The sequence below is a fragment of the Paenibacillus ilasis genome, from assembly GCF_043195395.1.
Taxonomy (GTDB): Bacteria; Bacillota; Bacilli; order Paenibacillales; family Paenibacillaceae; genus Paenibacillus_AQ; species Paenibacillus_AQ lautus.
This window is the reverse complement of the sequence record NZ_JBHDJG010000001.1, coordinates 2,087,982-2,113,844: the sequence shown is the minus strand read 5'-3', so window position 1 is coordinate 2,113,844 and position 25,863 is coordinate 2,087,982. Positions and strand designations below refer to the sequence as shown.

At 49.8% G+C, this 25,863-nt stretch carries 20 protein-coding genes; 3 read left to right on the top strand and 17 right to left on the bottom strand.

Translation table 11 applies throughout. From position 1 onward, the window contains the following. Positions 1 to 10: 10 nt before the first annotated feature. The 9 genes from ACETK5_RS09885 to ACETK5_RS09845 form a co-directional block, all read right to left on the bottom strand. On the bottom strand, positions 11 to 988 hold the full coding sequence (locus tag ACETK5_RS09885; RefSeq protein WP_100537539.1) for an ABC transporter permease: 978 nt from the start codon (positions 986 to 988) through the stop codon (positions 11 to 13). Then, complete coding sequence (locus ACETK5_RS09880) at positions 975 to 3,092, bottom strand: family 10 glycosylhydrolase (protein ID WP_243390725.1); 2,118 nt, start codon at positions 3,090 to 3,092, stop codon at positions 975 to 977. Before ACETK5_RS09880 ends, ACETK5_RS09885 begins: the two co-directional genes overlap by 14 nt. A 388-nt stretch (positions 3,093 to 3,480) precedes the next feature. After that, positions 3,481 to 5,247 carry a glycoside hydrolase family 2 protein gene (locus tag ACETK5_RS09875; protein ID WP_100537541.1) on the bottom strand — a complete coding sequence of 589 codons (1,767 nt, stop codon included), beginning with the start codon at positions 5,245 to 5,247 and terminating at the stop codon, positions 3,481 to 3,483. 37 nt (positions 5,248 to 5,284) lie between these two features. Further along, complete coding sequence (locus tag ACETK5_RS09870; protein ID WP_394055358.1) at positions 5,285 to 7,759, bottom strand: family 43 glycosylhydrolase; 2,475 nt, start codon at positions 7,757 to 7,759, stop codon at positions 5,285 to 5,287. 5 nt (positions 7,760 to 7,764) lie between these two features. Continuing rightward, positions 7,765 to 8,601 (bottom strand): carbohydrate ABC transporter permease, encoded by an 837-nt coding sequence (locus ACETK5_RS09865; protein WP_100537542.1) that lies wholly within the window; start codon positions 8,599 to 8,601, stop codon positions 7,765 to 7,767. An 11-nt stretch (positions 8,602 to 8,612) separates the two neighbouring features. Beyond that, positions 8,613 to 9,506 carry a carbohydrate ABC transporter permease gene (locus ACETK5_RS09860; protein ID WP_100537543.1) on the bottom strand — a complete coding sequence of 298 codons (894 nt, stop codon included), beginning with the start codon at positions 9,504 to 9,506 and terminating at the stop codon, positions 8,613 to 8,615. Positions 9,507 to 9,602: 96 nt separating this feature from the next. Beyond that, the gene (locus ACETK5_RS09855) at positions 9,603 to 10,985 is read right to left on the bottom strand and encodes an ABC transporter substrate-binding protein (RefSeq protein WP_100537544.1); all 1,383 of its coding nucleotides are present in this window, start codon (positions 10,983 to 10,985) and stop codon (positions 9,603 to 9,605) included. 128 nt (positions 10,986 to 11,113) lie between these two features. Beyond that, on the bottom strand, positions 11,114 to 12,190 hold the full coding sequence (locus ACETK5_RS09850) for a GntR family transcriptional regulator (RefSeq protein ID WP_100537545.1): 1,077 nt from the start codon (positions 12,188 to 12,190) through the stop codon (positions 11,114 to 11,116). 268 nt (positions 12,191 to 12,458) lie between these two features. Continuing rightward, positions 12,459 to 13,514, bottom strand: a complete 1,056-nt coding sequence (locus ACETK5_RS09845) for a LacI family DNA-binding transcriptional regulator (protein WP_100537546.1) — start codon at positions 13,512 to 13,514, stop codon at positions 12,459 to 12,461. A 131-nt stretch (positions 13,515 to 13,645) separates the two neighbouring features. On the opposite strand from ACETK5_RS09845, the gene ACETK5_RS09840 reads away from it, so the two are divergent. Next, the gene (locus tag ACETK5_RS09840) at positions 13,646 to 15,247 is read left to right on the top strand and encodes a sialidase family protein (RefSeq protein WP_100537547.1); all 1,602 of its coding nucleotides are present in this window, start codon (positions 13,646 to 13,648) and stop codon (positions 15,245 to 15,247) included. A gap of 227 nt (positions 15,248 to 15,474) precedes the next feature. On the opposite strand, the gene ACETK5_RS09835 is transcribed toward ACETK5_RS09840, so the two are convergent. From ACETK5_RS09835 to ACETK5_RS09820, 4 genes are all read right to left on the bottom strand, one after another. Further along, positions 15,475 to 16,773: a hypothetical protein gene (locus tag ACETK5_RS09835; RefSeq protein WP_394055353.1), complete on the bottom strand. Its 1,299-nt coding sequence runs from the start codon at positions 16,771 to 16,773 to the stop codon at positions 15,475 to 15,477. After that, complete coding sequence (locus tag ACETK5_RS09830) at positions 16,766 to 17,314, bottom strand: RNA polymerase sigma factor (protein WP_243390865.1); 549 nt, start codon at positions 17,312 to 17,314, stop codon at positions 16,766 to 16,768. The genes ACETK5_RS09835 and ACETK5_RS09830 overlap by 8 nt, the downstream gene beginning before the upstream one ends. Before the next feature lie 183 nt (positions 17,315 to 17,497). Then, the gene (locus tag ACETK5_RS09825; RefSeq protein WP_100537550.1) at positions 17,498 to 18,232 is read right to left on the bottom strand and encodes a class I SAM-dependent methyltransferase; all 735 of its coding nucleotides are present in this window, start codon (positions 18,230 to 18,232) and stop codon (positions 17,498 to 17,500) included. 304 nt (positions 18,233 to 18,536) lie between these two features. Continuing rightward, positions 18,537 to 19,523, bottom strand: coding sequence for a phosphotransferase enzyme family protein (locus tag ACETK5_RS09820; RefSeq protein WP_394055351.1), 987 nt, complete (start codon positions 19,521 to 19,523; stop codon positions 18,537 to 18,539). 218 nt (positions 19,524 to 19,741) lie between these two features. On the opposite strand from ACETK5_RS09820, the gene ACETK5_RS09815 reads away from it, so the two are divergent. Together ACETK5_RS09815 and ACETK5_RS09810 are read left to right on the top strand one after the other, a co-directional pair. After that, complete coding sequence (locus ACETK5_RS09815) at positions 19,742 to 19,912, top strand: hypothetical protein (RefSeq protein ID WP_164817442.1); 171 nt, start codon at positions 19,742 to 19,744, stop codon at positions 19,910 to 19,912. Between the two features lie 11 nt (positions 19,913 to 19,923). Further along, on the top strand, positions 19,924 to 20,103 hold the full coding sequence (locus ACETK5_RS09810; RefSeq protein ID WP_100537552.1) for an H-type small acid-soluble spore protein: 180 nt from the start codon (positions 19,924 to 19,926) through the stop codon (positions 20,101 to 20,103). A 120-nt stretch (positions 20,104 to 20,223) separates the two neighbouring features. Here the strand turns inward: ACETK5_RS09810 and ACETK5_RS09805 are convergent, their stop codons facing one another. The 4 genes from ACETK5_RS09805 to ACETK5_RS09790 all read right to left on the bottom strand — a co-directional run bounded on the left by ACETK5_RS09805 (position 20,224) and on the right by ACETK5_RS09790 (position 25,862). Then, positions 20,224 to 21,630 (bottom strand): outer membrane protein assembly factor BamB family protein, encoded by a 1,407-nt coding sequence (locus tag ACETK5_RS09805; protein WP_100537553.1) that lies wholly within the window; start codon positions 21,628 to 21,630, stop codon positions 20,224 to 20,226. A gap of 192 nt (positions 21,631 to 21,822) precedes the next feature. Beyond that, entirely contained in the window at positions 21,823 to 22,770 is a 948-nt protein-coding gene (locus ACETK5_RS09800) for a hypothetical protein (RefSeq protein WP_133120323.1), read from the bottom strand. Beyond that, complete coding sequence (locus ACETK5_RS09795) at positions 22,736 to 23,329, bottom strand: RNA polymerase sigma factor (protein WP_100537555.1); 594 nt, start codon at positions 23,327 to 23,329, stop codon at positions 22,736 to 22,738. The genes ACETK5_RS09800 and ACETK5_RS09795 overlap by 35 nt, the downstream gene beginning before the upstream one ends. Positions 23,330 to 23,585: 256 nt before the next feature. Further along, positions 23,586 to 25,862, bottom strand: a complete 2,277-nt coding sequence (locus ACETK5_RS09790) for a beta-glucosidase family protein (protein WP_394055347.1) — start codon at positions 25,860 to 25,862, stop codon at positions 23,586 to 23,588. Position 25,863 lies beyond the last annotated feature (1 nt).

The window sequence follows — 25,863 nt, the reverse complement described above, 5'->3', positions numbered from 1 at the left end:
CGTTGGAGGCTTAATAAATGCCTTCATGGCCGAGCCGCTTCATGATTTTGTCGGCGGCCACAATCAGGACGAGCCCCACCAGCCCCTTGAACATGCCGACCGTCACCCCAATGCTGATCTTCCCTTGAAGAATGCCGTGCGTGTAGGAGTACGTATCGAACACCTCCGCCACCGAGCGTACCAGCGGATTCATCATCAGTAAAATCTGCTCGAAGCCAGTGTCCGCCATGCTGCCCAGCCGAAGAATAAGCAAAATGATGATCGTTGGCCGGATGGCCGGAAGTGTGATATGCCAGATCTGGCGGAACCTGCCTGCCCCGTCCACGACGGCGGCTTCGTAGCGCTGGGGATCCACTCCCGCCATGGCCGCCAGGAAGATAATCGTTCCCCATCCGGCCTCCTTCCACATGCTTTGCGCCGTCAGCAGTCCCCAGAAGTAATTGGGATTGGACAGAAAGGAAACGGTATCCCTGCCGCTTTCGGCGATGAGTTTATTGACGATCCCCACGTCCGTCGACAACAGAAAGAACGTCATGCTGGCCACGACGACCCACGACAGGAAATGCGGCAGGTAAACGATGGACTGGTTCAGGCGCTTGAAGCTCTCATGCCGGATTTCGTTCAGCATCAGGGCCAGCAGGATCGGGAGCGGAAAATGAAAGATCAGAGCGATCATATTGATCGCAAACGTGTTCCGCAACATAATGTAGAAGTTGGAGCTAGAGAACAGATCCGCAAAGTGCTTAAATCCAGCCCATTCGCTTCCGGCAAAACCAAGAAACGGATTATAATCTTTAAAGGCCAGGAGCAGCCCCCACATCGGAGCGATTTTGAACAGCAAGAAGAAGAGCAGCCCGGGCAGCAGCAGCAAATAAATGACCCGGTGCTTGACGATGCGGGACGCGAGACTGCCCGGGCGAAGCGTTAGGCCCGGCTTGATGACCCCGTCGGCCCCTTGGGCAGGTATAGCAGATTTAAGCTTTGCCATCGCTGGAGATCAGCTCCTTTCGATCGCCGACAGGCACGGCCTGCAGCCAAACCGCTTCATAACGGCCGATTTGCGGCAGCGTCACCATCACGCGATCTTGCGAGGTTTCCACCAACGCATCGGAATCGGTACGGAGCAGCCTGCCCCTCGCTTCCGCGTTTCTCGGCAGCCGCCACTTTTGCGGCCAAGAACCCGAAGCATTTGCTGCAACGGTCTCGTCCACGCGATCAACGGTCAGTTCCACCTGAACATCATATAACGGAAGCGGATTCATAAAAGTCGTCCCGTTATATCCGGAGAGATTCAGCAGCTGAACCAGGCATCCGCCCTCCTTTAAACGGTGAACGAACAACTCTAGACATGGGGGCGCGTTCGTAGCAGCAACCCGATTCGGCACGATGTCATGTAGCACGTCCGCCATTACCTGCCTGTAGTCCTCGAACCCGTGGCGATAGTAGAGCTCGCCGGGATTCCAAGGCATATACACGCCGGTTCGGATAGTTCCCTGCTTGCCGACCCGCCTGTTCAGCGCCAAACCGTAATCTGTTCCGATGCGGTGGCCGTAGGCACGCTCCGGCGGCCCGAACGTGGACGGCTCGATGAATGGCAATCGGCACTCGGTCGTATCCGGGTCAAAGGCAACGCGGGCAAAGCTTCCGCCGGCGACGATCCAGTCCCGGCCATGGGCAACGCCGGGGAAATGCGACTTGTCCGAAACGTCCAGATAAGCGCCCGGCTTCGATTGTTTCACGCCGGTGAACGAGGCCGCAAACCATTCCTTAAGCAGCTCCGGCTGTCGCTCCAGCGCGTTTCCCGTTGCGACCAGCACCGCACCGGCATCCGCCGCCCGATGCAGCGTTCGAGCCGCCTTCACCGACAATCCCTGAACGCCGGGAAGAATAACCGCTCGCACAAGCAATAGTTTGGACTCCATAGCCACCAGCTGTTCTTCCATCACCACGTCGAAGAGGACGTGCTCTTCCTTTAACATTTTGAACATACCGTGATACTCCGCTGCCGCTTCGGGGGCCGCTGGCTTGACGAGCACCACATCAGCCATGGAACCGAGCTGTCCGAACAGCTCCTCGTGCTCCGCATGGTATCGGAAAATCTCCTTCACCGTTTCGAAGCTTGCCCGGTCCGGATATCCTTCAAATGCCCCGATGATGCAGAAATCCAGCCCCGATCCGCTTCCGATGCTTTGATATAAACGGATCGCATTTTCATTCTCGGATACTCCTGTGAATCGGTAGGTCAGGTCTATGGCGTTAATGCTGCAGTTGCTGATCAGCTTGTCATTCCAACTGTCTTGTATGGACGCGACATTCTCCGAGGCTGAATACAGCCAAGGCGGGCTGCACCTTGTCAGCGACGTATTCGATTCCTTGCGGACGATATCGACCCGGTGTGGGTGATACGTGCTAATGGCCACATCGGACCGCAGCGACTTCACGAATCCGTGAATGCGCTCCAGCACTTCCCTTGACGTCCGTTCCTGGAAGGACCGGTACAGCTCGTGCATGGGATGTTCGGGCCCGGTATACGCCAGCAAATCTTCACCGGTCACTTCGCGAAACCGAAAGCGGCAGTTTGGGCAATAGCATGGTCCATAGAAATTTCCGCTGTAATCCCAATGCTGGTAGCCGAACATATTGAAGAAAATCCCATCCACCGGATAACGTTCCAGCACTTCTTGAATGCTCTCCAGCGACTTCACCTGCTGATAGGCTCCATTCAGGCACGTATGAACGATGCCGTGATAATTGACCTCCCGTCCCTCACGGTCTCGGTAAAACCATTCGGGATACCGCATCCACAACGATTCATGCGCTTTACTGAAATCGAACCGCGCAATAAATCGCATTCCATTAGCATGGGCTTTTTCTACCGCTTCCCCCAGAAGGTCCTTGGTTAAGTAAGGCGTTACATATTGATGCATAAGCGATGATGGATAGAACGCAAATATGCCCCCGGCATTCATCATGAGCACATTCGCTTGGAACGACTTGAGTTCGCGAATCAAAAGATCCACATCCATATCGGCGTCCGTCTCGCGAAGATTATTTTGAATCAATCGGAGACGGTTCGTTGACCACCATTTCATCCGCATTCCCTCCTTTGCTTGTGGTGTATGTCTACCATAATGAAGCTGAGGGCAGCAGAACAGGGACAATTCTTGCATGAACACGTTAGGAAAAATATGGCCGGTCCGCGCATGGGGCGTAATCCAACGCGAGGTCCCCTATACCTGACAGAGCCGCAAGGTAAGAACAGGAGCTTATTGGTTATTTCTTGTTTTGCAGGAAAACCGCAAAAAATGTCCCGTTCCAACATTCTCTTGTATGGCGGATTATGTTTGCATGATCGATCGAGTTTACGGTTAGACATCCATACGATGGGTATGTATTTTCTTTGTACTCATAACAAAAAAACTCACCCTTGGGTGAGTTTTTTCAATCATGCGCGGGTAACCGAATACGTCTCGACTGCGATCATGCCAGATTGATGCTTCGGATCGCTTCCACGTTTACTTTGGGTTTACGGTCTTCCGTCAGCAAGCCGTTTACTTCCTGCTGCACGTCCGTAATTTGCGTATAACAGAATCCGCACACATAAGGCAAATTCTTGATCGCTTGTGTTATACCTTCGTACCGATTCAGGAATTCATCCTCGCTGCGAACCTGATTCCCGTAGCCCCAGCCCTCTTTGCTTGTAAAAGCGATGCCGCCGTACTCGCTGATGATGACGGGCTGGCCTCGATAGCCATACCCCTGCGCGAATGGATAACGATGTGTATTATGCGCGATTTTGTTGCCTAATAGCGCATCCTTGTCCCGATACCGCTCTTCCAGCATAGCACCGATTTCTTCATAATCATGGAGCGTAATGATATCCGAAACCGTATGTTCCCAGCCGTCGTTCACGATCACTGGCCGCATCTGGTCGAATGCCTTGGTCAAATGATAGATCGATTCCGTAAATTGCTGCTGCTTGCGGTCGGTGGCTATGTCGGTTATCCCCCAGGACTCGTTAAACGGTACCCAGGTGATGATGGAAGGATGATTGTAATGCTGCCGGACAACGGCCATCCACTCCTGCGTGAACCGCTCGACCGCATCATCCCCGAATTCGTAAGTCGACGGCATTTCCGACCATACCAACAATCCTTTGCGGTCACACCAATATAAATAACGGGGATCCTCCAGCTTCTGATGCTTGCGTACGCCGTTAAAACCGAGCGCAAGCGTCTTGTCGATGTCTTCCAGCAGCGCTTCCTCCGACGGAGGCGTCAGATGCGTATCGCTCCAGTATCCTTGATCCAGCAGCAGCCGCTGATAAATCGGCGTATGGTTCAATATGATTTGATCCCCTGCGATCCGAATGCTCCGCATGCCGAAATAAGAATAGGCGGTGTCGATCGGCTTGCCGTTTTGCTTCAGGATCATCTCGACGTCGTATAAATTCGGATGGTTCGGATGCCACGGCTTGACTTTCCATTCGCCCACGGCTTCGTTTACGACGCTCACATCGACCGTTACGGTTCCTCGCTCCACGCTCGTTTCCGTCGAGCGGATCAGCTTCCCGTCAAACCGGATGATCGTCTGAAGGGTTAATCCATCGTAATTATGCCCGGAATTGCCGAGTTCGTAATGGAAGTTTGCTGCGCCGCGTTCCAGTTCCGGCGTTATCTTCACCCGGCTGATGTGAATCGGATTCACGTATTCCATCCATACGGTTTGCCATATTCCGGTCGTCTGCACGTACCAGCACCCGAAGTTGTCCTTCATCCATCGCTGCTTGCCGCGCGGCTGCGTGCAGCTGTTGCCGTCCACGGCTTGAACGGTAATCCTGTTCTCGCGTCCGAACTCGACCGCTTCCGTAATGTCGAAGGAAAAGGCCGCGTATCCGCCTTCATGCATGCCAATTTTGCTGCCGTTGACCCACAGGGTCGCCGCGTAATCGACCGCTTGAAAATGCAGAAGGATCCGTTTGCCTTCCGCCTCCGCAGGTACGGCTACACTTCGTTCATACCATACGCAAGGATGAAATGTTTCATCCGCGATGCCGCTTGCTTTCGTTTCATATGCAAAGGGCACTGTGATTTTACGGTCAGCCTGAAAGCGTTCGTACCACTTGGCGCTTTCTCCTTCCAGAGCATCGTCGAAGCGAAAATCCCATTCCCCGTTCAGATTTACCCATTCCTCGCGCACCAATTGCGGTCTGGGATAGTCCTTTATATATTTGTGCGAGCTAGACATTATGTTCCACTCTCCATCTTCTGTTAGTTTATCGTTTCTATTTTGTTCCTATGGATTCCACCGTTAAGTCGCCGAGCTCGATCTGCTCCGCATGAACCGATCGTATGCCTACTCTCCCTTGCATGAATGCCCGGGGATCATCATACGTCAGGACAGGCTCCACTTGTTCCTCTACGAAGACGCGGATCGTGCCGCGAACTACCTCGATGCGCAAGCCGACGGGCTTGTTCCGTTCCAGCTCAACTTTGATGCTTTGAAGCAGCTCGGAATCGTAATTATGTTTGTACAGTTCCAATTTCGTGGCGGTGACTGCGAGGAAATATCCCATCAGCGAATCGCTCACTTGATCCCGGAAATCCGACTCGTTTGTCACCCGGAAGAGTACGCCCGCTTGACCGGACGGATCATCGCCCAGCTTCACGGTCGTTCGGATGCGATAATCGGTCCAAAGGGGGCTTCCTCCATACATCTTGGCATCGGCATCGGCTGCGCCGACATACCCGCTGTCGGTTTCAATCCATTGGCCGTGAACGTCCTCGGAGCTTGTTTGTTCCAGAAGATGCTCCAACTTGAACGTTTGCTCGTCGACCAGCTCGAAGTCCATTGTTTTCCATTCCATCGTTTGGTCGCTGTCCAATTGAATGGCAACGCTATGTAATCCCTTTTCGAGCTTTAGGGATCCAACCCGAATTTTAACCCAGGGTTCGCTACCGGAGTATTGGCTGCCGTCGACTTTATAGTTTCCGGATTTCTTATCGTCCACGAGCAGCTTAAAGGATGTCGGCCCCGCTCCTGCCTTAACCGTCAAGTCCAGCGCATAGGTGCCGGATTCCGAAACGTTCACCGCATAACGCAGCCAGTCGCCTTTTTCCGTAAGCGCGGCCGAATAGCTCCCATCCTCCGCCTGCCGGATCGCCGTTCCGTCCGAATGACGCCATGCGGCGGTGTCCGACGGTTGACGTACCGCATACCCCCTGCCTTCGCCGCTAAGATAATGCACGGCTTCCATGCTGCCGGGAAGCGGCTTGGCCGTATCGAAGTCACTGCTGCCGGAAGCGTGGTTCGAGAATGCCGTATACGAAAAGCTCGGCTCGCCGGTTTCGTATCGGTATCCGATTTTGCCTGGTCCGAACGGCTCCGCCGATTGATCAAGCTTCAGAGTGCCGTCCAGGTAAACCCGCAGCCGATCTTCTCCGCGCTCGACGCGAATCGTGTGCAGCTTGGACCAATCCGTATCTTCGGGAAGCTCCACGGTGGCGAGCACTTTACGGATGCCGTCCTCCATCCTGCCCAAGGATAGACGGTTTAGTTCCGTTTCGATTTCAGCGAAACCGAAACGGTTGGCCTCCTCATATGCAAACAACGCGGCGACCCGTGTCTTCGACGGCACCAAGTTATATTCCGCCGTATAGATACGATCCGTGCTCGCCCTGCTGATGATTCGATTGCCTCTCTCCGATTTTGCTGACTCCCACAGATTCTCATCGATGGCATCTGCGTCCAGCCGATCGGCAAAGACCGGCCCTCTCGGGATAGGCTGATCGTAATTCGTAGGACCCAGAATCTCCATCTTGTCTCCGTTGAATACCAGCCGGTCGATGTTCATGCGACGGACGGGCGGGCCTTCCTGGGATCTTCCCGTCAAGTTATGATAGACAAGATAATAGGAATCCAGATCGGGCCCCATTACCGTCGAGCTGTGGCCGAGTCCGTAGAAGTCCGGCTTGGTGCTGATGACGAGCGGATTATTGGCAGGAATGCTGTACGGACCAAGCGGCGAATCATGCGACACGGCATAATTGATGCGGTAGCCTTTGCTGAATACATGATTTCCGGTATATGTCATGTAATAGGTACCGTTTCGCTTGATGATCATGGACCCTTCCGTCCAATGCCCCAGATAAGGACCGGGAATCGTCTGACCGACACCGAATTCGGCAGGGCCATCCATCGGAACGCCGACAATGCCCGACGAACCAGCATGGGTAAACAGCCAGGAACCGTCATCGTCGATAAACACCGAGCCGTCGATGCTCATTCCGACGTTCTCGGAGATTCTTTCGAACGGGCCTGTCGGCGATTCGCTGCGGTACACGTAATGTCCCCTTCCCGCCGGAGAAGTGTATAGGTAGAACCAGCCGTTCGAGTAAATCACTTCGGGGGCATAGGCCCCGGTTGATACGGGATCCTCCGTCACCAGACCCGCATACCTCCAATCGACCAAATTGTCCGATACCCACCCCTTGATGCCCGTCCGGTGATCCTTCGTGCTGACATACAGATAATAACGGCCGTCATGCCGCAGTACATACGGGTCTCCGTTGCCGTAATCCTCCCATTCTTCCTCTAAGGAGGGAAAAGGATTGGCGTACATTTTTTCGTTGTAAATGTCCAAATCGACCGCCTCCGGTTTCGTTCTTGAATCGCATCCCGACAATGCCAATCCGGCCGCTAATCCTAACGTGCCAAGACAATAAACGATCTTCGACAGGCGCGCCATTCTTATCGGCACGTACCTCACCCCTTGATTCCGCTGATTGCCATCGACTCGATAAAGTATCTTTGGCAGAAAAAGAACACGATGATCACCGGCACCATGGCAATGATGGCGGCGGCCATGATCATCGGATAATCCGACTGGCCTATGTACATGGCCTGCATGGAAGCGATCAGCACTTGAATCGTTTGCTTCTCGGGCGTATGCAAGTAAATCAGCGGACCAAGAAAATCGTTCCAGATGCCCATAAACCCGAGGGCGGCTTGGGCGGCAAGCGCCGGCTTCATGATCGGCAGCGCGATCTTGAAGAAAATGCCCGGAAAGCTGCAGCCGTCGATCTTCGCCGCTTCGATCAATTCGGTCGGCATCGCGCTCTGCAAATATTGGCGTATGAAAAAGATGACAACGATGTTGCCGAACAGACCGGGTACGATGAGCGGCAGCAGCGTGTCCACCCAATCCAGCCTGGAAAATCCGATATACTGCGGTATCATCACGACCGAATACGGAATCATCATCGTTCCGAGCAAGCCCATGAAGAGCATGCCTTTGTAAGGGAATTCGAATTTGCCGAATGCATAGGCCGACATTGCGGATACCAGCATTCCTATCGTCAGGACGATCACCACGATGATCAAGCTGTTCATGAATCCATACAGTAACGGCGATTCCAGCCAAACCTTCGCATAGTTGCCGAACGTGATCGGTTCGGGAATCCACTGCGGAGGAATTTCAAACACGTTTCGTCGATCCTTCAACGAAGTCGAGATGGTCCAGATGAACGGAGCGATCATAAAGATCGATCCGAAAAGCAGCAGCAGCAGCGACCAGAGGTCCGTCATTTTTTCCCGTTTCACAGATTTCCCCCCTAGTCTTGGTAAACCCAGCGATTGGAAAGTTTGAATTGTATAAGCGTGACAACAAAGATGAGAATGCCCAGCACCCAGGCAACCGCGCTTGCATAACCCATGTTAAAGTACTGGAACGCATGCTGGAAAATATAATAGACCACCGTGGCGCCGCTGTATTCCGGCCCGCCGTCTACCGCCAGCACGTAAATTTGGCTGAAGGACTGGAACGCCCCGATGATACCCATGACCACGACGAAAAAATGAATCGGCGTGAGTAGCGGGATGGTAATCCGTGTCAGCTTGTGCCATGCGCCGGCACCGTCGATTTCCGCGGCTTCATAATACGTCGAGGAGATGGATTGCAGTCCTGCAAGGTACAGCACCATGTTCCCGCCGATGCCGCTCCACAGCCCGATCAGGATGAGCGAAGGCTTTACCCACTCCGGCTTCCCCAGCCAGTTAGGTCCGGCAATGCCGAACGTTTCCCACAGAAAATTGTTGAGCAAGCCGTAATCCTGATTTAAGATCCACTGCCACAACAGCGATACGGCGATGATCGGCGAAATGACCGGAAGATAATAGATCGTGCGCATGAACGAGATGCCTGCGAATTTACGGTTCATCAGGATGGCCAGCAGCATCGAGAGCACCATGCCGATCGGAATGCCGATCATTAAATAAATCGTATTGTACATTGATTTGTACACTTTCTCGTCGCCCAAAAGATCCTTATAGTTGGCCAGTCCCGCCCACTGCGGATCGGATAGCATATCCCATTTGTGAAAGCTGATATAGATCGAGAACAAGATCGGCACAAGGCCGAACAAAAGAAACCCGAGAACCGGCGGAGCGACGAACAGATACAACCACGCCAGTTCTCTTCTGCGATACCCGCCAAGCTTGGTACCCATATTCCATTCCACCTTCGCCTGTATTTCGTTATGACAGGATGCCCGTAAGGCGAGAGGCGCCGATATGAATGGCTGACGCCCCCTGCCCCTGCGGCATTATTTATTGCCTTTGTCGTACAACTCCTGCATCTTCGGCTGGATCTGGGCCGTAAAGTCTTTCGCCGACATCTCACCGTTCCATACTTTGCTCGCGTTCTGGTTGAACGTATCCAGCCATTGCGTATCCTTTGAGAAAGCTACAACGTCCGGACGTCCGTAATCTTGGATAATATCGAGGAATACTTGGCGTGTTTGCGGTCCTTTGTCCATTTCCTTAAATTCGCCTTCCGCCATGTCGATCAGGTTAGGAACCGCTTGGCCGAGCTGATAATTTTCGCGCTGCCCTTGCTCATCCAGGGACAGGAAAGCCGCTAAGTCGAACGCTTCCTGCGGGTGTTTGGATTTCGCCGAAACTGCAAATCCCATCGAGCCGAGCCAGGTCGCCGTTTGTCCCGTATTCGGGCTTGCCGGCCACGCAGCAATATCCCAACCGAAGGGCAGCTCCCAGAATGCAGGTTGATCCCATGGGCCCATCGCAAACATAGCCAGCTGGCCGTTAATAAACCGGGTATATGCGTTCATCGCTTGCTCGGCTTCCTGGTTCGGGCTGACCTTAAACTTCAGATTCAGGTCTGCAACAAATTGCATCGCCTCATAAAATTCGGGCTCGTTCACCTTTACCGTGCCAGTGGCGTAATCGATATATTCACCGCCGTTGCCCCATACCGCTGATTCAAGACTGTAAGCGCCTACACCATATTGATCGGGCTTTCCGTCGCCGTTATCGTCGACCGTCAGCTTTTGGGCTGCTTCCAGCATGTCGTCCCAGGTCCATTCCCCTGCCGTTGCGGAAGGATACGGGACGCCCGCTTCATCAAACAAATCCTTGTTATAGACAAATGACCACGGTCCTACGTCTTTCGGCAGTCCGTACAAGTCTCCGGCTCCAACCTTGCTGCCGTCGAAGCGATAACGGTCCATCGCCTGCTTCCATACGTTATCGGGATTGAACAAGGAGGTCTGATCCAGATAGGACTGAATGTTGAGAAGCGTTCCGGCTTCCGCGAAGCGGTAAAACTCCGGACCTCCGACGTAGAATACGTCCGGAACCTTGCCGGAGCTGATCAGCGTCGTCATCTTCTGCGAGTATTCGCCCGGCGGTACCGAAGTGTATTTAACGGTGACGTTCGGGTACTTCTCCTCGAAGGAAGCGATCAGCTTTTCGAAAATCTTTTTTTCGTTCGGATTGCCGTGGCCCATAAACTCAATCGTTACAGGTTCTTTTGGGTCCTGCCCGGCGGAAGCTTCATTACCTGGCGTAGAAGTGTCCGGGTTGCTTGGAGCAGCCCCGTCATTTGGTCCGTTGCCGCCGCTGCATGCGGTTAACGCGAACATCAGCAACAGCATGATCATGCCTGCGAATTTGCTCTTCGATTTCATGCGATTCCCCTCTTCTATAAAAGATGTGGTGTAAGCGCTTTACGAAATCATGATAACTTATAATAATATAATTTTATATACTATATTTATTATAAAATAGGTGTACTCCTCGCTTCTCCACCATCGCTTTATTCTTTTACCAGCATGACCGGCACCACGATTCTTCTCGCCTCAAAAGCTCCTTCGATCTGCTCGATTAACAGCTCTACGGTTAACCGGCACATATCCTCCTCGTTTTGGCGGATATACGGGACATTCGGCAGATCCGGCGGATCGAACGTGATCAACTCCAGTTCGTCCGGCACCTGTCTACCGGATGCTATTGCCGCTTTATAGGCATTTCTGCACAGTTCCGTATTGGCCGTTATGATGCCGGTAATATGGGGACTGCCATCTAAAAACGACCTGATATGCTCGACAGATTGACCTGATGCGATCTCTTCCAACGGGAGGAGACACCATAAGCTTTTGTCGATCGACAGACCATGCTCGAGATAAGCCTGCTCAAACCCCTGGGCCCTCTCGTCCGTCACCGTATTCGTAATTTCGGGAGAGATGAACGCGATGGACGAATGGCCTTTGTTAAGTAAATACTCCACGGCTTCCCTTGTGCCGTTTACGTTATCCGAGCTTACGCTGTAAGTCTTGATCTCCTTCAAGAACCGATCGATCAGAACGAATGGGAAACGATCCAGCGAGAGCCGCAGAATCGAATCGTTGTACGTCTCGTTTTCAACCGGAAAAATGATCATGCCGTCCACCCCCTGCTTCAGGAAGGACGAGATAACCTTAGATTCCTCGAGCTGGGATTCGCGCGTAATTCTCAGCATCACTTCATAGCCTGCGGCGGACGCGTACTTCTCGATATTGTCCAAAAAGCGCTGGTCCACTTTCGTTTTCATTGTCGGCAGCACTAACCCGATACGCCCGCTCTTGCCCGGACCTGCTGTCCATTCTCCCAACTGATCAAGCGCCGTGGCGTTCTCTGGCCTGCTCATCACGAAGGTGCCCTTGCCTTGGATCCGGACAAGTAAGCCTTCCTCCATCAGTCCGACCAGCGCGTTCTTGCTTGTAATTTGACTTACGCGGTAACGTTCGGCCAATTCCTTCTCCGAAGGGACCCGGTCGCCTTCTCGCAGCTTGCCGATGGCGATCAGCCGCTTGATATCTTCCTGAATTTTTTTGTATAGCGGCAGAGATTTCAATGCCCATCACAACCTTTATAATTTAAATAGTATATTTAGTATATTATTATAATATAACTTGACGTTTGTAAATGACGAAAACATCTTACAAGAGGATTCCAAGTGGAGACAGACTGCTCTTAACGGAGGTTTTTCTGATGATATCAGGAATGCCTATGCCTTGAAGTTTATAGTTTCTCTTCAAAAAAAACGGTCTGAACTAAGTTCAGACCGTTTTTTGGCGGGATATTTGATTGTATTCTTAGACCCGAACTTCGCAAAGTCCGGCTCATTGTGACCAAATCCAGCGGACCGGTACGACTTCAAGCCTTGGCTCGTGCGTCCCTGACAACTGTTCCGTCAGCAAATCGACGGCACGCCGACTTACTTCATCCAATTGCTGACGGATGAAAGGAATACCTTCGAGATCCGGATCATCAAATGCTGCCAGCTGCGGTTCGTTCCCTGTACCCGTCCAAATTTCCCGAATGGCATAGTGGGCATAGCGGGCCAATTCCGCGTTAACGGCAAAAACGGCCGTGATATCGCTCCGATCGCGCAGAAAACGGGCAACCTCCCGTTGTCCGTGCCCTTCTGCTATGGTCTCTAAATCCAGCATGCACCACAGCGTCTTATCTATAGGCAAACCCTGTTCCATGCAGGCGGCCTCGAAGCCTTTGGCTCTGTCGTCTGTAACCGAATTTGTAATTTCCGGTGTCAGGAATGCAATGCGCCTGTGCCCCGCCGCAAGCAAACTGGATATGGCTTCACGAACGCCTCCGTAATTGTCGGAGCTGACGCTGTATGCCTTGATCTCCTTCAAGAAACGGTCGACAAGCACTAATGGAACCCGGTCGAGCGACAAGCGTAGAATGGCGTTATTGTAGCTTTCCTGTTCAACCGGGAAAATGATGAACCCGTCGACTCCTCGTTCTTGGAACTGCACGATCGCTCGGGATTCTTCCTCCTGCGACTCGCGCGTAATGCGGATCAATAGGTCATACTGCCTTTCCGCACAATAGCGTTCCAGACCGTCCAATAGCTGCTGGTCGATCTTGGTTTTCATTGTCGGCAAAATAATCGCGATCGTCTTATTCGTACCCGACTGAAGGTGCGACTCTTCTAGAATGCCCAGCTCCCGAACGAAGGTGCCCTTTCCCCGATAACGCACTAACAAGCCTTCCTCTACCAAACCGTTGAGTGCGTTCTTGGATGTAATCTGGCTTACACCGTACCGCTGAGCCAAATCCTTCTCCGATGGTACTAAGGCGCCTGCTTGCAGCTTGCCGCTCTGAATGCACTGGCGTATGTCGTTTTGAATACGTTTATATAACGGATGCTCCATGTCTGACCTCTCTTTTTACGTCAGTCCCAACTGAAAAATAATATATATTTAGTATATCTTAAAATATATTAATTGCGATACAATCCATTTTAGAAAGCGCTTTCTAATTCAGTTTGGGAGGTTAATTGCATATGAAACGAAACAAAGGCTTCTGGAAGAAACCGCTTGCTTTCGTCGTTATGCTTGCGCTTGCTTTAACGGCAATTCCATTGTCGCCGGTTCATGCCGCTTCATCAGGCATGGCGTGGGCTTCGCAGCAGATTGCCATCTATACGCCGCCATCAGGAGGCGTATGGTATCCAAGGCTGCTCAAGCTTACGCCAAGCGAGTGGCTCGTATCCTTCGACACCAACGCTGGCGGGGGTAACACGCGCATTGTGGTCTCCAGAACGCAGGACGGCGGGTATACTTGGAGCGCTCCGGTCACGGCCGTCTCTAGTAGCTCGGGCAATGTCGGGAACGGTCAAATGTTAAGGCTGCCGAGCGGGGAAATTTGGTTAGCCTATCGGCAGGTCGTTCAGAACGGCTCGACCTATGATATCCAGCTTAACGTCAGGCGGAGTGTCGATGGCGGGCATACATGGAGCAATTTGCCGGGCGGGTTGATCGGGAGTTCAACCGCCTCCAGCTTTAAAGGTTTGTGGGAGCCGCATCTGGACATGATTAACGGCACGATTGCCGTACTTTATGCGGATGACAGTCCGGCTGCGGTCGGAACGACCGGGCGGCAAAATTTGTATATGAAAACCTGGAACGGAAGCGGCTGGGGCAACCGGATCACGGTCAGCGACGGAGTCGCCGCCGGCTCCCGCGACGGCATGCCGGTCATCACGCGAATGAATGACGGGCGATATATAACCGTATTCGAAGCCTCGGACGTTGCCGGCCACCCTTTTGTCATCAAATATAAAATTTCGCCGGACGGCTTCAATTGGTCGGTTCCCCGCCAAACGATGTACGTGCCCAACGGCAATGGCAAAAAGGCGGGCGCACCTTTCGTCGTGAAGCTCGACGACGGCCGTCTCATGGCCGCATTCCAGACCGATGAAAGCAGCGCCAATACGGGAGATCCTTACACCTCGATGTTTACGATGATCAGCTCCGATAACGGCGCGTCATGGCAGTACAAAACCAACGTTTTTCCGGTATCCGATACGAAATCCTCCAACTGGAATGCCCTGATGAGCATTGATTCGACCCGCGTCGCAGCCGTCACCAGCGCGACTTATCCGTCAAACGGCATCTATCTGCGCTTCGGGCATGCCGTGACGCCGCCACAAACGAATGTCGTCAACAATCCCGGCTTTGAAACGGCCAACGTGGCGGGCTGGACAACGTACGGCGATGATTACCCGAATCGGATTCTTATTCATGGAGCTAATGACGGCGTTGGGCTTCCAGCTGCCGAAGGCTCTTACTTTGTCGGTCTCGCAGGCACAAGCGGACCTTCGACCGCATATGTCGGCCAGACGATTACCGGCCTTGATAACGGCACGTATACGATGCGCGCCCGCATGCGCAGCAGCGGAGGCCAGAACAGCTGCGTCATGGAAGTGAAGGACTATGGCGGCAGCATGCTTCAAACCGGCTGCCCGGTAACGACAGCGTGGACGCCCGTCACGATATCCAATATTCAAGTGACGAGCGGCAAGGCGACGATCGGATTTTACGTATCCAATTCGTCCTCTTCCCAATGGACGGATATCGATCAGGTTGAGTTCTTCCGAAACTGATAGGAGTATAACCTCCGGCTAAACCAATCGTCTTAATGGACCCTCTCCACTATAGAAGCAGGCAAAAGCTGCATTAATATTGGTGAAATTGCTTTATTCCAGGGCTGTCCCATCAGTCATCGTAGATGGCAGTGGACGGCCCCTTCTCATTTTTAATCAGCAAAAAGAAAACTTCATGCCCTTTGACTTTGTTCGTTGTATGAATGATCATCACATGATCGCTCTCCTTACATCTCTGCAAACATCGCTTCCGACACAAGAAACGCTGTTCCGTCGTATTCATACCGCAGCCGGACCGCGACCGGGAATTCGCCAGGAGATACCTGGATCGGCACCGATGCATATAAGATGCCTCCCTCAACGTAATACCTAACCATGTTGCCAAGTGCGGGCTGATCCAGCCAAAATCCGGCGTCTTCCTCGTTATATTCAAATGTGCGTGTTACACCGACCAGCGTAAATTGAAAGATCCGCTCTCCCGCTTCTGCCGTCGCCTTGTAGCTTAGTCTGGACTTTACCGCAAGCACCGGATCGGCTGACATCACTTCTCTAAGATGAACGGTAAGAAGCTTTAACACTGATTCTCGCACGCTGGTTCCGTAGCCGGTTGTCAAAATGATCGCAAGAACATCCTCCTTGTTGTTCCTTGCAGGCAGCAATGCAACGTCCGGAAAATAGGATTCGTTGCTCACATTCTTCCAATCATGAAAAGTGTGTTCCATATCGCCATACTGAACGTGGATGGAGCGGATCATCCCTTCTTTTTGGATCAGAGTTCCGGTCATCTTCAGACCAATCTGTGCATCCTCCTTCAAAATCACGGGTTTTCCTTGTTCGTCTCCAGTCTTGAATTCCTCCAAAGGCGCTCCCGTTTCGTCTATGTTGATTTGCTCAATAAGCGAGATTTTGTGTGAATCGTTACGGATGGTAACGTCAATCGTTTCCTCATACGTCATCGGAATCGAATCCCGCAGCAGGAGACGGAGTCGATATACGGTTTGTGCTTCTTCTGCGTTTATCTCCTTTACGTGCACTTCATACACCCAAGGGCTGGACACATCATAGCGGTCCAGCGGCCATTTCACCTCGGAATGCTCCCATATGTCCGGCGATGGGCCGCCCCAGATGCCAAGCTCTCGCTGCAAAAGCGCTGCGGCCAGTGTCACAATCGTGCGGTCGTTATCCTGTTTGACCTCACTTTTTGCAAGGTTCCACCAATCGAAGTCGCCTCCTGCCCCAAGTAGGAAACTGGATTCAAACGTTCCTCCCCCTTGTGTGCCTGGACTTGGGGCTGCCGGATCGGGGATAGATGGGGCCAAGTTTCCGAACCAGATACCAATCCCTAACAGAAGCAGTAATACAGGAACGATGGCTACAGCAGCTCGCCTCCAGCCACGGCGGGTGCGTTTCATATCAACAAGCATAAGCCTTTTCTCCACATCCTCCATCATATCGGCTTTAAAACGCGGCTCCTTAAAGGGCGGTTCAGCCAGTCTCTTATTCCACTCCGGCTTCCATTCATTCATCGTCGTTCACTCCTTCCCACCTGGCGGCAACCTTCTTTTTAGCTCTGTAAATTCTAGACTTTACCGTCCCTGGCGAAAGACCTGTAATACCGGATATTTCCTCTATGGATAGCTGATGATGTACGCTCAGCACGAGGGGGTCTCGAAATTTGCCGGGTAGTTCTAGAACCTGCTGCCACAGTTCATCCGCCTCCTCCCGTTTCAAATATTCCGACTCGGCAGATGGCGAAGACATCGTCCCGTTCAGTCCATCCCCCGGGGATCTCTCTCCGAACAACACCACTCTGCGCAAATACGCTCGTTTCAGATAGGAAAGCGCTGTGTTTCGGGTGATTTTGAGCAGCCAGGTTTTGACGGAAGCCTCCCCTCGAAAGAAGGCAACATTTTGATAAGCTTTGATAAATACATCCTGCGCGACATCGTCAGCTGTATACGTATTTCTGGTGATCACGTAAGCATAATTCCAAACGTCCTCACCGTAGGATTCCATCAGCATCCGTATGTCCGAAATATTCAGTTCCGCAGAATGCTGCATCTGCATCTCCCTCAAGCTGTTCTCCCCCCTTATCAAAACAGACTCCACAAGGTCGATGAAAGTTCCCGAAATCAAATGAATATTATCCGGCAGTTTAATAAGTATTTTTCGTCACTTTAACCGATTCCCTTCGTGAACTAAAAAAGGACACCTGTTTTGGTGTCCCTCAGTTTATTTTGTGCAAGCTGGTCAGACTTGCTTATCAGCGGCGATTAATAAGAAAATGGGGCGCCTTAATGCATCATGCCATTCTGGATCCTGAAGCTGCTCGCGTTCTGGCTTAAGTTCAGACATTTCCCTAAACTGGAATCCTGTTTTCACTAACACATTTATCTGTGTGGCTATATTCCGATGGTACTTGGTGACATCATGATCAAGAAATCTAGATTGGCGTGCTCCTTCCTCATGATAGTGATCCAAAGGCCAGTGCAGCTTCTTCCCGTCCGGGCTATAATACCAATCTTGTTCGGCCACAGCAGTAAACACGGGATGTTCAACTGAAAAGACAAACGAACCTCCAACCGTTAGACTCTGATATACCTTTTTACAGATATCCTCGAAATCACGAATGTAATGAAGGGCAAGCGAACTAATCACGACATCAAACTCGTTAGCAGGGTAGTCAAAATCCTCTATTGTGGACTGCACATAGGCTATATTCGTATCATCGGTCATCAACCTTGCCCTCTCCAGCATTTTCTTTGAGATATCCACTCCGACCACAGATCGCGCATGCTGTTCTCTCACGTACCTGCAGTGCCACCCGAATCCACAGCCGAGATCAAGCACCTTTTTATCCCTGAGATCCGGAAACATGGATCGAAAAGCACCCCATTCTCCTGCACCTTCTAATCCTTTGATGGAACGGGGGAGTTGATTATAATTCTCAAAAAATCCCTGATCGTCATACTTGTTTTGCTTCACTGCAATCTCCCCTTCACGTCTTTATAATTCCACCCCATTATATTGATCCTATTTACATTTCTCAACGCCAGACTTGTTTCTGCTTTAAACATGATCCTGGATCGATTATTCTAACTCAAACCGTTTACTCCATATCTTCATCCAGATTCAACGTGAACACAAGTGCCCACTCTGTTTTTGTTAACGATTCCGTTGAAAAATCCGCTGTATGTATTTTATTGGTACTTGTAGCATGCATGCCAAATACATGTACGGGCTGATCTATCGTAAACGAACGTGGTCGCGTATCCTGAATCAATCGATGCTACAAGTGAATATCGCAGCCATCAAAAGGCAAACCTCTCTCAATCAGCTTAACAGCATGGTTTATTGCATTCTGTTGGTCCTCTGTAAGGGAGCTCTCATGACCATCCCATTCACCTAACCACCAGAAGAAAGAACAAATATTTCTATACTCCATAAACATGGGGATTGTTTGTTTCCAGAACTCGGAGATATGGTGTTCCTTCTCGTAACCCATGAGGAATTCACGCAAGAACTGCTGGGCAAACCTGTTTTTGGTGACACGATCCTCTGCATGCACTCCCCACCAAACGGCATGAGTGGCTGCTATTGCAATGTCTAACGAAAACCAGCCATAGATACTATCGTCAAAATCAAAGACCGTTATTTCACTGTTGTCGATAAAAAAATTATACGGATGGAAGTCATTATGGATCAGTCCAAACGAATCGCTGCCCCTAGGCAGTGAATCAATTATGCTCTCCATGGAAATCAATTTTTCAAGAAGTACATAGAAACGGCCTCGCTGCAAATGAGGATTATTGATATTTCTTCTGCTCCAGCTGTCTCTCTTTACAAGAATTTCTGATGTTTCATATATTGTCGATAGCCTATGCATCCTTCCCATGGTTTCTCCCCAATTCCTGAATACCTTTGGTCCCCATAGCTGCTCATTGTGTTTATCAAAAAAGCGACCTGCAGCCTCGTGAAAAGCAGTTGCAATATAACACTTATCTTCATCGCAGAACACGGCCATTAGTTCCTGATTACATGTATGAATGGGTAATGAAGCACGTACTCCGTTCTTCACCAAGAAACAAACCCAATGCACCTCCGCCCTTATCTTCGCTACGTATTCGTGTGATTTCAGAGATAACCGTAAGATATAGGACTGACCGCCCTTAGTAAACCGATACACTTCATTGGTTGAGTTACTCACGAAGATTAACGTTCCTACATTAAATTCGAAAGACTCTGCGGCTTTAAGCAATATGTTCGAGCTTGCCATAAGAATGCCTCCATCTTTATAAGAGTCATTTTACTACCGCCCAGATTGGGGCTCCTTGGGATAACGTAATGAATTCATGAATAGTTACTCAAACACAAATAATTTTAAAAGCCGCTCCTTCGCGAACGCACGCAAACCACTGCATAAGTTCGTAAGGTTTGGCGCATTGTAGTAATGCAGAGAATATAAAGGTTTTATCACAGCATGGAGGGATCGTTTTGGCGAAGAGCAAACAGCATCAGGAAGCGCATGGGATTGGACAAGTAGAACAACAGCTGAATAATCAAATGGAGGCTGCCGAAGAAATTCAAGGACCTTCGAAGCTGGACCGAGACATTAAAAAAGCCACTCACCGTCGGGTTGATCCATTGAAAGACCTTTCGAAATAAGGAGAATTGTCATGAACAAACAAAGAGCGATTGAAATTTCGGAATCAGCCATTATGAAAAATGTAACGTATCAGGATACCCCTATTTATATCCAGCATGTTAATGAGGATGAAACCGTTCGGGTCTATCCGATCGGAAACTCGGAGGAAGAAATGACCGTCCCTTTATCCAGTCTCACCGAGCATCCTTAGGATAGAAGATATTCACCCTAATATAAACAAACCTGAAATAACAAAATCCCATCTCAATTCCGTTGATGGGATTTTGTTTTTCTTAAACGAAATATGATTCAAGTAGTACAAGCTATACCCTTATTTCAACGATGCCGGTACCTTTACACCGAGGAGCTTCCCCTCTGCTTGGATGATGATCATACCGTTCGTCTTTAGGGTCGACTCGTGTAAATCCGCTCCAGTTGTTACTTTAAAGACTGGCCGGGACGTCATCAAGTTGATGCCGAGCAGTGTACCGTTACGCTGTGCCCGGTATAATCCTTTCCCATGCACATCAATCTGTGCAGCAGGTGCATCGCCGTTCCATCCGATCCGTTGACCATTTGCAAGTTTGGTGCCGGCTAGCTCCCCCGTCATTCTGTTATTGAAAATCAACCGTTCCTGAACCAGTCCGATCAACTCCCAGTCGCCCCCATAAGGGCGAGGAAAAGTTCGCAGAGGAACCTCACCCTTCTTATAGGTGTCAAAATTGTATTCAGCCACGCTATTCCCCTGATCCATGTATAACTTCCCTTGGTTTATAAATAAGCTGCCTCCGCTGTACTCATATGGCGGCTCCCCCGACATTTTCCAGCTATACTCTCGGCTGCTCTTCTTTACGCCTGTCTTAAGGTTATATACATTTACGATCCATTTGCGGTCCGGCAGCGACTGATAATCAGCCAGCAATGGAGAATAATAGTCAACCGAATACACGAGACCATCTTTAATTTGAAGCGCTGCTCCCTGACCAAAATGCTCCCATAACTTCTTGCCCGTCTTCTTCTCAAAGGCAGTCAGTTGAATAGACGTGAGCGCTCCTTGTACATAGAACGTCCGAAGGATGACTCCTTCCGCCTCCTGAAGGTAATCTGAGCCGTTTCCTTCTCCCGACGGCTCATTCATTTTCCAACGAAGCTTTCCTGTTGCCTTATCAAATGCGAAAGTTGCGCTCCCTTTGATTGCATAGAGCGTATCATACGTCGGCACCAGCGCTTCCGTTCGTAGGTGCGCATCCATAAAGATGGATGTGTTCGACTGCCATTTCAATTTTCCTGTCTTCGCATTCAGCGCGTATGGCTTCTGACCTGCCGATAGGCCGTAAATAACGCCTTTATCATAAACAATATAAGGTTTCAGGTCTTTACCGTAGCTCCACAGCCGCTTGCCTGTCCTCGCATCCATTGCGATGAGTTTGTTTCCCGCGAATGCAAATACCTTGCCCTCTTCAGCAATTGCCTGGTGACCTAAAACATCGTTTTCGCCCATATTCAGATAATTGTCCACCTTTACCGTCCAGGAAGGCTTCAGTTCGGGTACCTCGATTGTTGATGAATAATGCCAGTTACGTACCGAAACATCGGCAGTTTCTGCATTCACTTGCGAAGGTGGTACTAAAAGCACGCCCTGGACAGTAAGTATGCCTGCAGCGATGCTTGCAATGAGACTCCGTCGTAATCGAGCTTTGAAGCTTATACTTGTTTGTTTCTTCTTGATTTTAAGCATGAATAGACCTCCCATTTGTTATGGCTTCTTGCTTCACGACAAATATAACGCTCAAAGAAGGGATAAAGTTCCAAGCGAACTATAAAATCTCTTTAAATTTCCTTAAGTAATTGCCTACACGCAAAACTGTTTATCATGCCAAACGGGAATCACCCCAATTGACATTGGAGAAGATTCCCGTTGATTTAGTATTTACAATTCCAAATAGCTTTCGGCAATTTTCATCAAAGTTTCTTTGCTTACTCTATCCGTATTTCCCAGCACGGAATAGCTGTATCTTTGTTTTTTGTCCGGGCTTTCGTATACCCATTTCAACTCGCTCGCACGCGAAGGACCAAATTCTGTTAGCAGCATTTCTACGCCCTTCACATGAACCTTTTCCTGTTTAAATTCTACTTTCTCGTCAATATACGATGTGGGGTTGCTCTTCCCGGTCAGATTATTGATCATAACCTCGATTTTATCTTCGCCATTTTGATATGTAGCAAAGAGAAGGGAAATCTGATCTGTCATTTCAACTGGCATCATGGCATATCCCTTATTGGACTCTTCCGCCTGCTTTCTCAGTTTTTTAGCCATCGACGCTTTTCCTTCCGGAGAAGGCGGATTTACTTCCTGAACATTTTTAAAGAGCACTTCCGCCTTTTGGAATGTATAATTTCCATTGACTTTGTCTGCGATCTTAATGGATTTATCCGTAATCTTATCGCGCAAGTGAGAAAGATTTTGGAAGATAGCCACCTTCGTTCCCAGATCTGTTTGATGATTCGGGTTATTGGCAACCATATAGAACAGCCCAGCTTCCCCGTTCGTTAGCACCTTCTCCTTAAGTTCAAAAAATGCCTTAAAACGCTCTATTTCATCTTTCGATTCTGTTTTTCCGTACTCTTTCGTCGATTTAGTCTCATATACGACTTCGCCATCCTTATTTGTCAAAGAATGATACTGCACGGCCGCATACCCCGTGGATGCCATTAACATCATACCTACAAACGCAGTTAAAGCAACTTTATATTTCACAAAAAACCTCTCCTTTTCTTTTTTCTCAGTATGTAGTGCTCTCATTACTTTTCCTGTCAGGTCGGCGTCGGGAATGCGCGGGTCATCAAACAGTTTTTTCAAATCCCGATCCCTGTCCATATTCATACACTCCCACTTCCTTTACTTGAGCATAATACTTTCGGAATTTTGCAGATGTACGCTCGTATTTTTTACGAAGGCTTGCGCTGTTCTTGCCGAGAATCAAACCGATCTCCTGGTAGCTTTTATCCTCGACACAACGTAAGATTAACAAATTACGCTCTTCCGCCGATAATTTCGCCATGGCCTGATGTACGGATTCATCAAAATAGTTGGCCTCAATATGCATATCGACATCATTGTTATCTTTCTCATCCCGGTAAAAGAAGGGCAAATATTTCACCAATTTTCGCTTACGGATGATGTCAATGCATTGATGATAGGCAATCTTGTATAACCATGCGCCAAAATCCATCTCATATTGGGTATATTTCCGCAAGTTGCGGAATGTCTTCAAAAATACTTCCTGTGCATTATCCTCGGCTTCGGCATAATTGCCCAGCATATGATAACAATAGAGAAAAATCGGTTTTTGATAAACCTTCATGATTTTCTCGAATTTTTCTGTCCCCCCATCCAACACATCTGCAATGATCTGACTTATCTCCGTGTCATTCAAGCCCTCTCCCCCCCTTTCACTCTATACAACGAACAACTCGACCAAAAATGTGACAGCACGAAAAATCACTACAATCTAAAACGAACTTCGCAAGGAGCTTGTTCGGGTGGATCGCCATGTTCTGCACAGTTGCTGCATCAGAGCTGGTTCTCTGACAATCTGCAATACAGGGCCTAATTATGGGGCATTTTTGGAATACTAAAAAAGCTTGGGATCCTTTTCAGATCCCAAGCTTTTATGAGGAATATTTCTTGACTTACATGTTAACACGTCGCTCATAAACTCGACTTATAAGTTCTTCAATAATTTCATCCGGTGACCGGTCAACCATCCAGGTTTGACCATACATTTGCAATATTTTAATGAGTGGACCATCTTCCCAAAATCCGACGAATTCATCATTGAGGTAAATCTTTTCTACGACATGCTGGTTCATCTCATCGAGGCATTCTTCCAATACCATTTTCGCCACTGGATCGCTAATCCAATCGCTAATCAAGCTGAATTTATGAAATGATACTTCTTCCTTCCCGAAATCACAATACAATCGCTCCGTAATTCTTATATCGCGAGAAGAGCTGCCAAGCGCAATTTGGAAATAACCACTCTCCGCTACCCAGCGGTTATATTTGGTGTTGTAATAGGCAAAGTCTCTCTCTTCGAGTTCAAAAACAATCTGCTGTTTCTCCCCAGGAGCCAACTCGATTTTAGAAAATGCCTTCAATTCTTTCTCAGGACGTGTCCAGGTGCATTCTTCGTCATGCACGTAAAGCTGAACGACCTCTTTCCCTGTTCGGTTTCCGATATTCTCCAGCCAGAAAGAGACCGTGATCCCTGTCTCCGTTTGAGCTGCCTTCATATCCTTATAGGCAAATGAAGTGTAGGATAAGCCATGGCCAAACGGAAACTGCGGAGCGAGTTCCTTTCGATCATAGTATCGATAGCCGATGAACAGCCCTTCACGATAGTACAGCTTGCCGTTTTCACCACGGATCCTCATATGTGAAGGATTGTCTGAAAGCTTAACCGGAAACGTCTCGGACAGTTTACCGGAGGGACTCACCTGTCCAAACAAGATTTCAGCAATCGCTTTACCCATGCCTTGTCCGGAAAGCCATGAGTGAATGACAGCGGGAACATGCTGAACCCATGGACGCATCGCCAAGGCTGTACCACTGCTGGTCACCACAATGCACTTAGGTTGTACGGCTGCAACCGCTTGAATAAGCAGGATCTGCTGTTCCGGCAAATCAATGCCCTTCAAATCACGCATCTCGGATTCGGCGTACTCCGGCTGGCCAACGAATAGGACTGCAACGTCCGATTTTGCCGCCAATGCGACACTTTCTTTGATCATTTCCTCATTGACGGAGTCATCTTCAGGGTAACCCTCAGCATAACTCAACTCAACGGAATCCCCGGTCAACGCCTTCATCTCTTCAAATGGAATATCAATGCGTGTAGGCGTAACTTTTGCGCTGCCGGCTCCTTGAATTCTAGGTTTTTTGGCAAAACGGCCGATAATTGCAATGGAATCAGTTGACTCTGCATGGATCGGAAGGATGCCATTCTCATTCTTTAGAAGCACAATGCTTTCTGCTGCAGCTTTTCTCGCAAGATTATGGTACTCCATAGCGGATGCCGGAGCAGCTTCTTCCATACCGGTTACACGTTCTACGAGTTTTAGAATACGGGCAACGCTTTTATCGAGCTGCTCTTCTGCAAGAACTCCGTTCTCAACGGCTTTGATAATCGCTTTCGTGTTATAACCGGCTGGTCCCGGCATTTCGAGATCAAGTCCTGCTTTAAGCCCACGAATCCGATCATTCACGGCCGTCCAGTCTGAGATGACAACCCCCTCGTATCCCCATTCTTCTCTCAAGATATCATGCAATAAGTGTTCATTCTCGCTGGTATACGAGCCATTAAGCAAATTATAAGAGCACATGACGGTCCAGGGGTCCGACTTCTTAATAATTCGCTCAAAGGCGCTTAAATAAATTTCGCGCAGCGTCCGTTCGTCTACCTCTGAACTCGTCACCATCTTCTCATATTCCTGGTTGTTGCAAGCAAAGTGTTTAAGTGAAGCCCCGACTCCTTTGCTCTGGAGGCCATTGATGAAAGCAGCGCCCAGTTCCCCTGTCAGGCAAGGATCTTCGGAGTAATATTCGAAATTTCTTCCCCCAAGCGGAGTCCGTTTCATGTTGATTCCTGGGCCGAGCAGCAATTCTACGCCCATCTCTTTGGATTCATTACCAAGTGCTTCCCCGACTTCCTGCAGCAGTTCCGTATTCCACGAAGAACCGATAGCTGAACCCGTGGGATAACAAGTTGCCGGAACATTCTCTGTCGTAATCCCCATTTCATCGTCACTGTTCGTTTTGCGGATCCCATTCGTTCCGTCATACATATGAATCGGCGGGATGTTGAGTCGCTCGATCCCCTTGGTCATCCACATATTTAATCCCGCACAGAGAGATGCTTTTTCAGCAAGTGTCATTTCCTTTATTAATTCGTTAATCGATGCATTCATT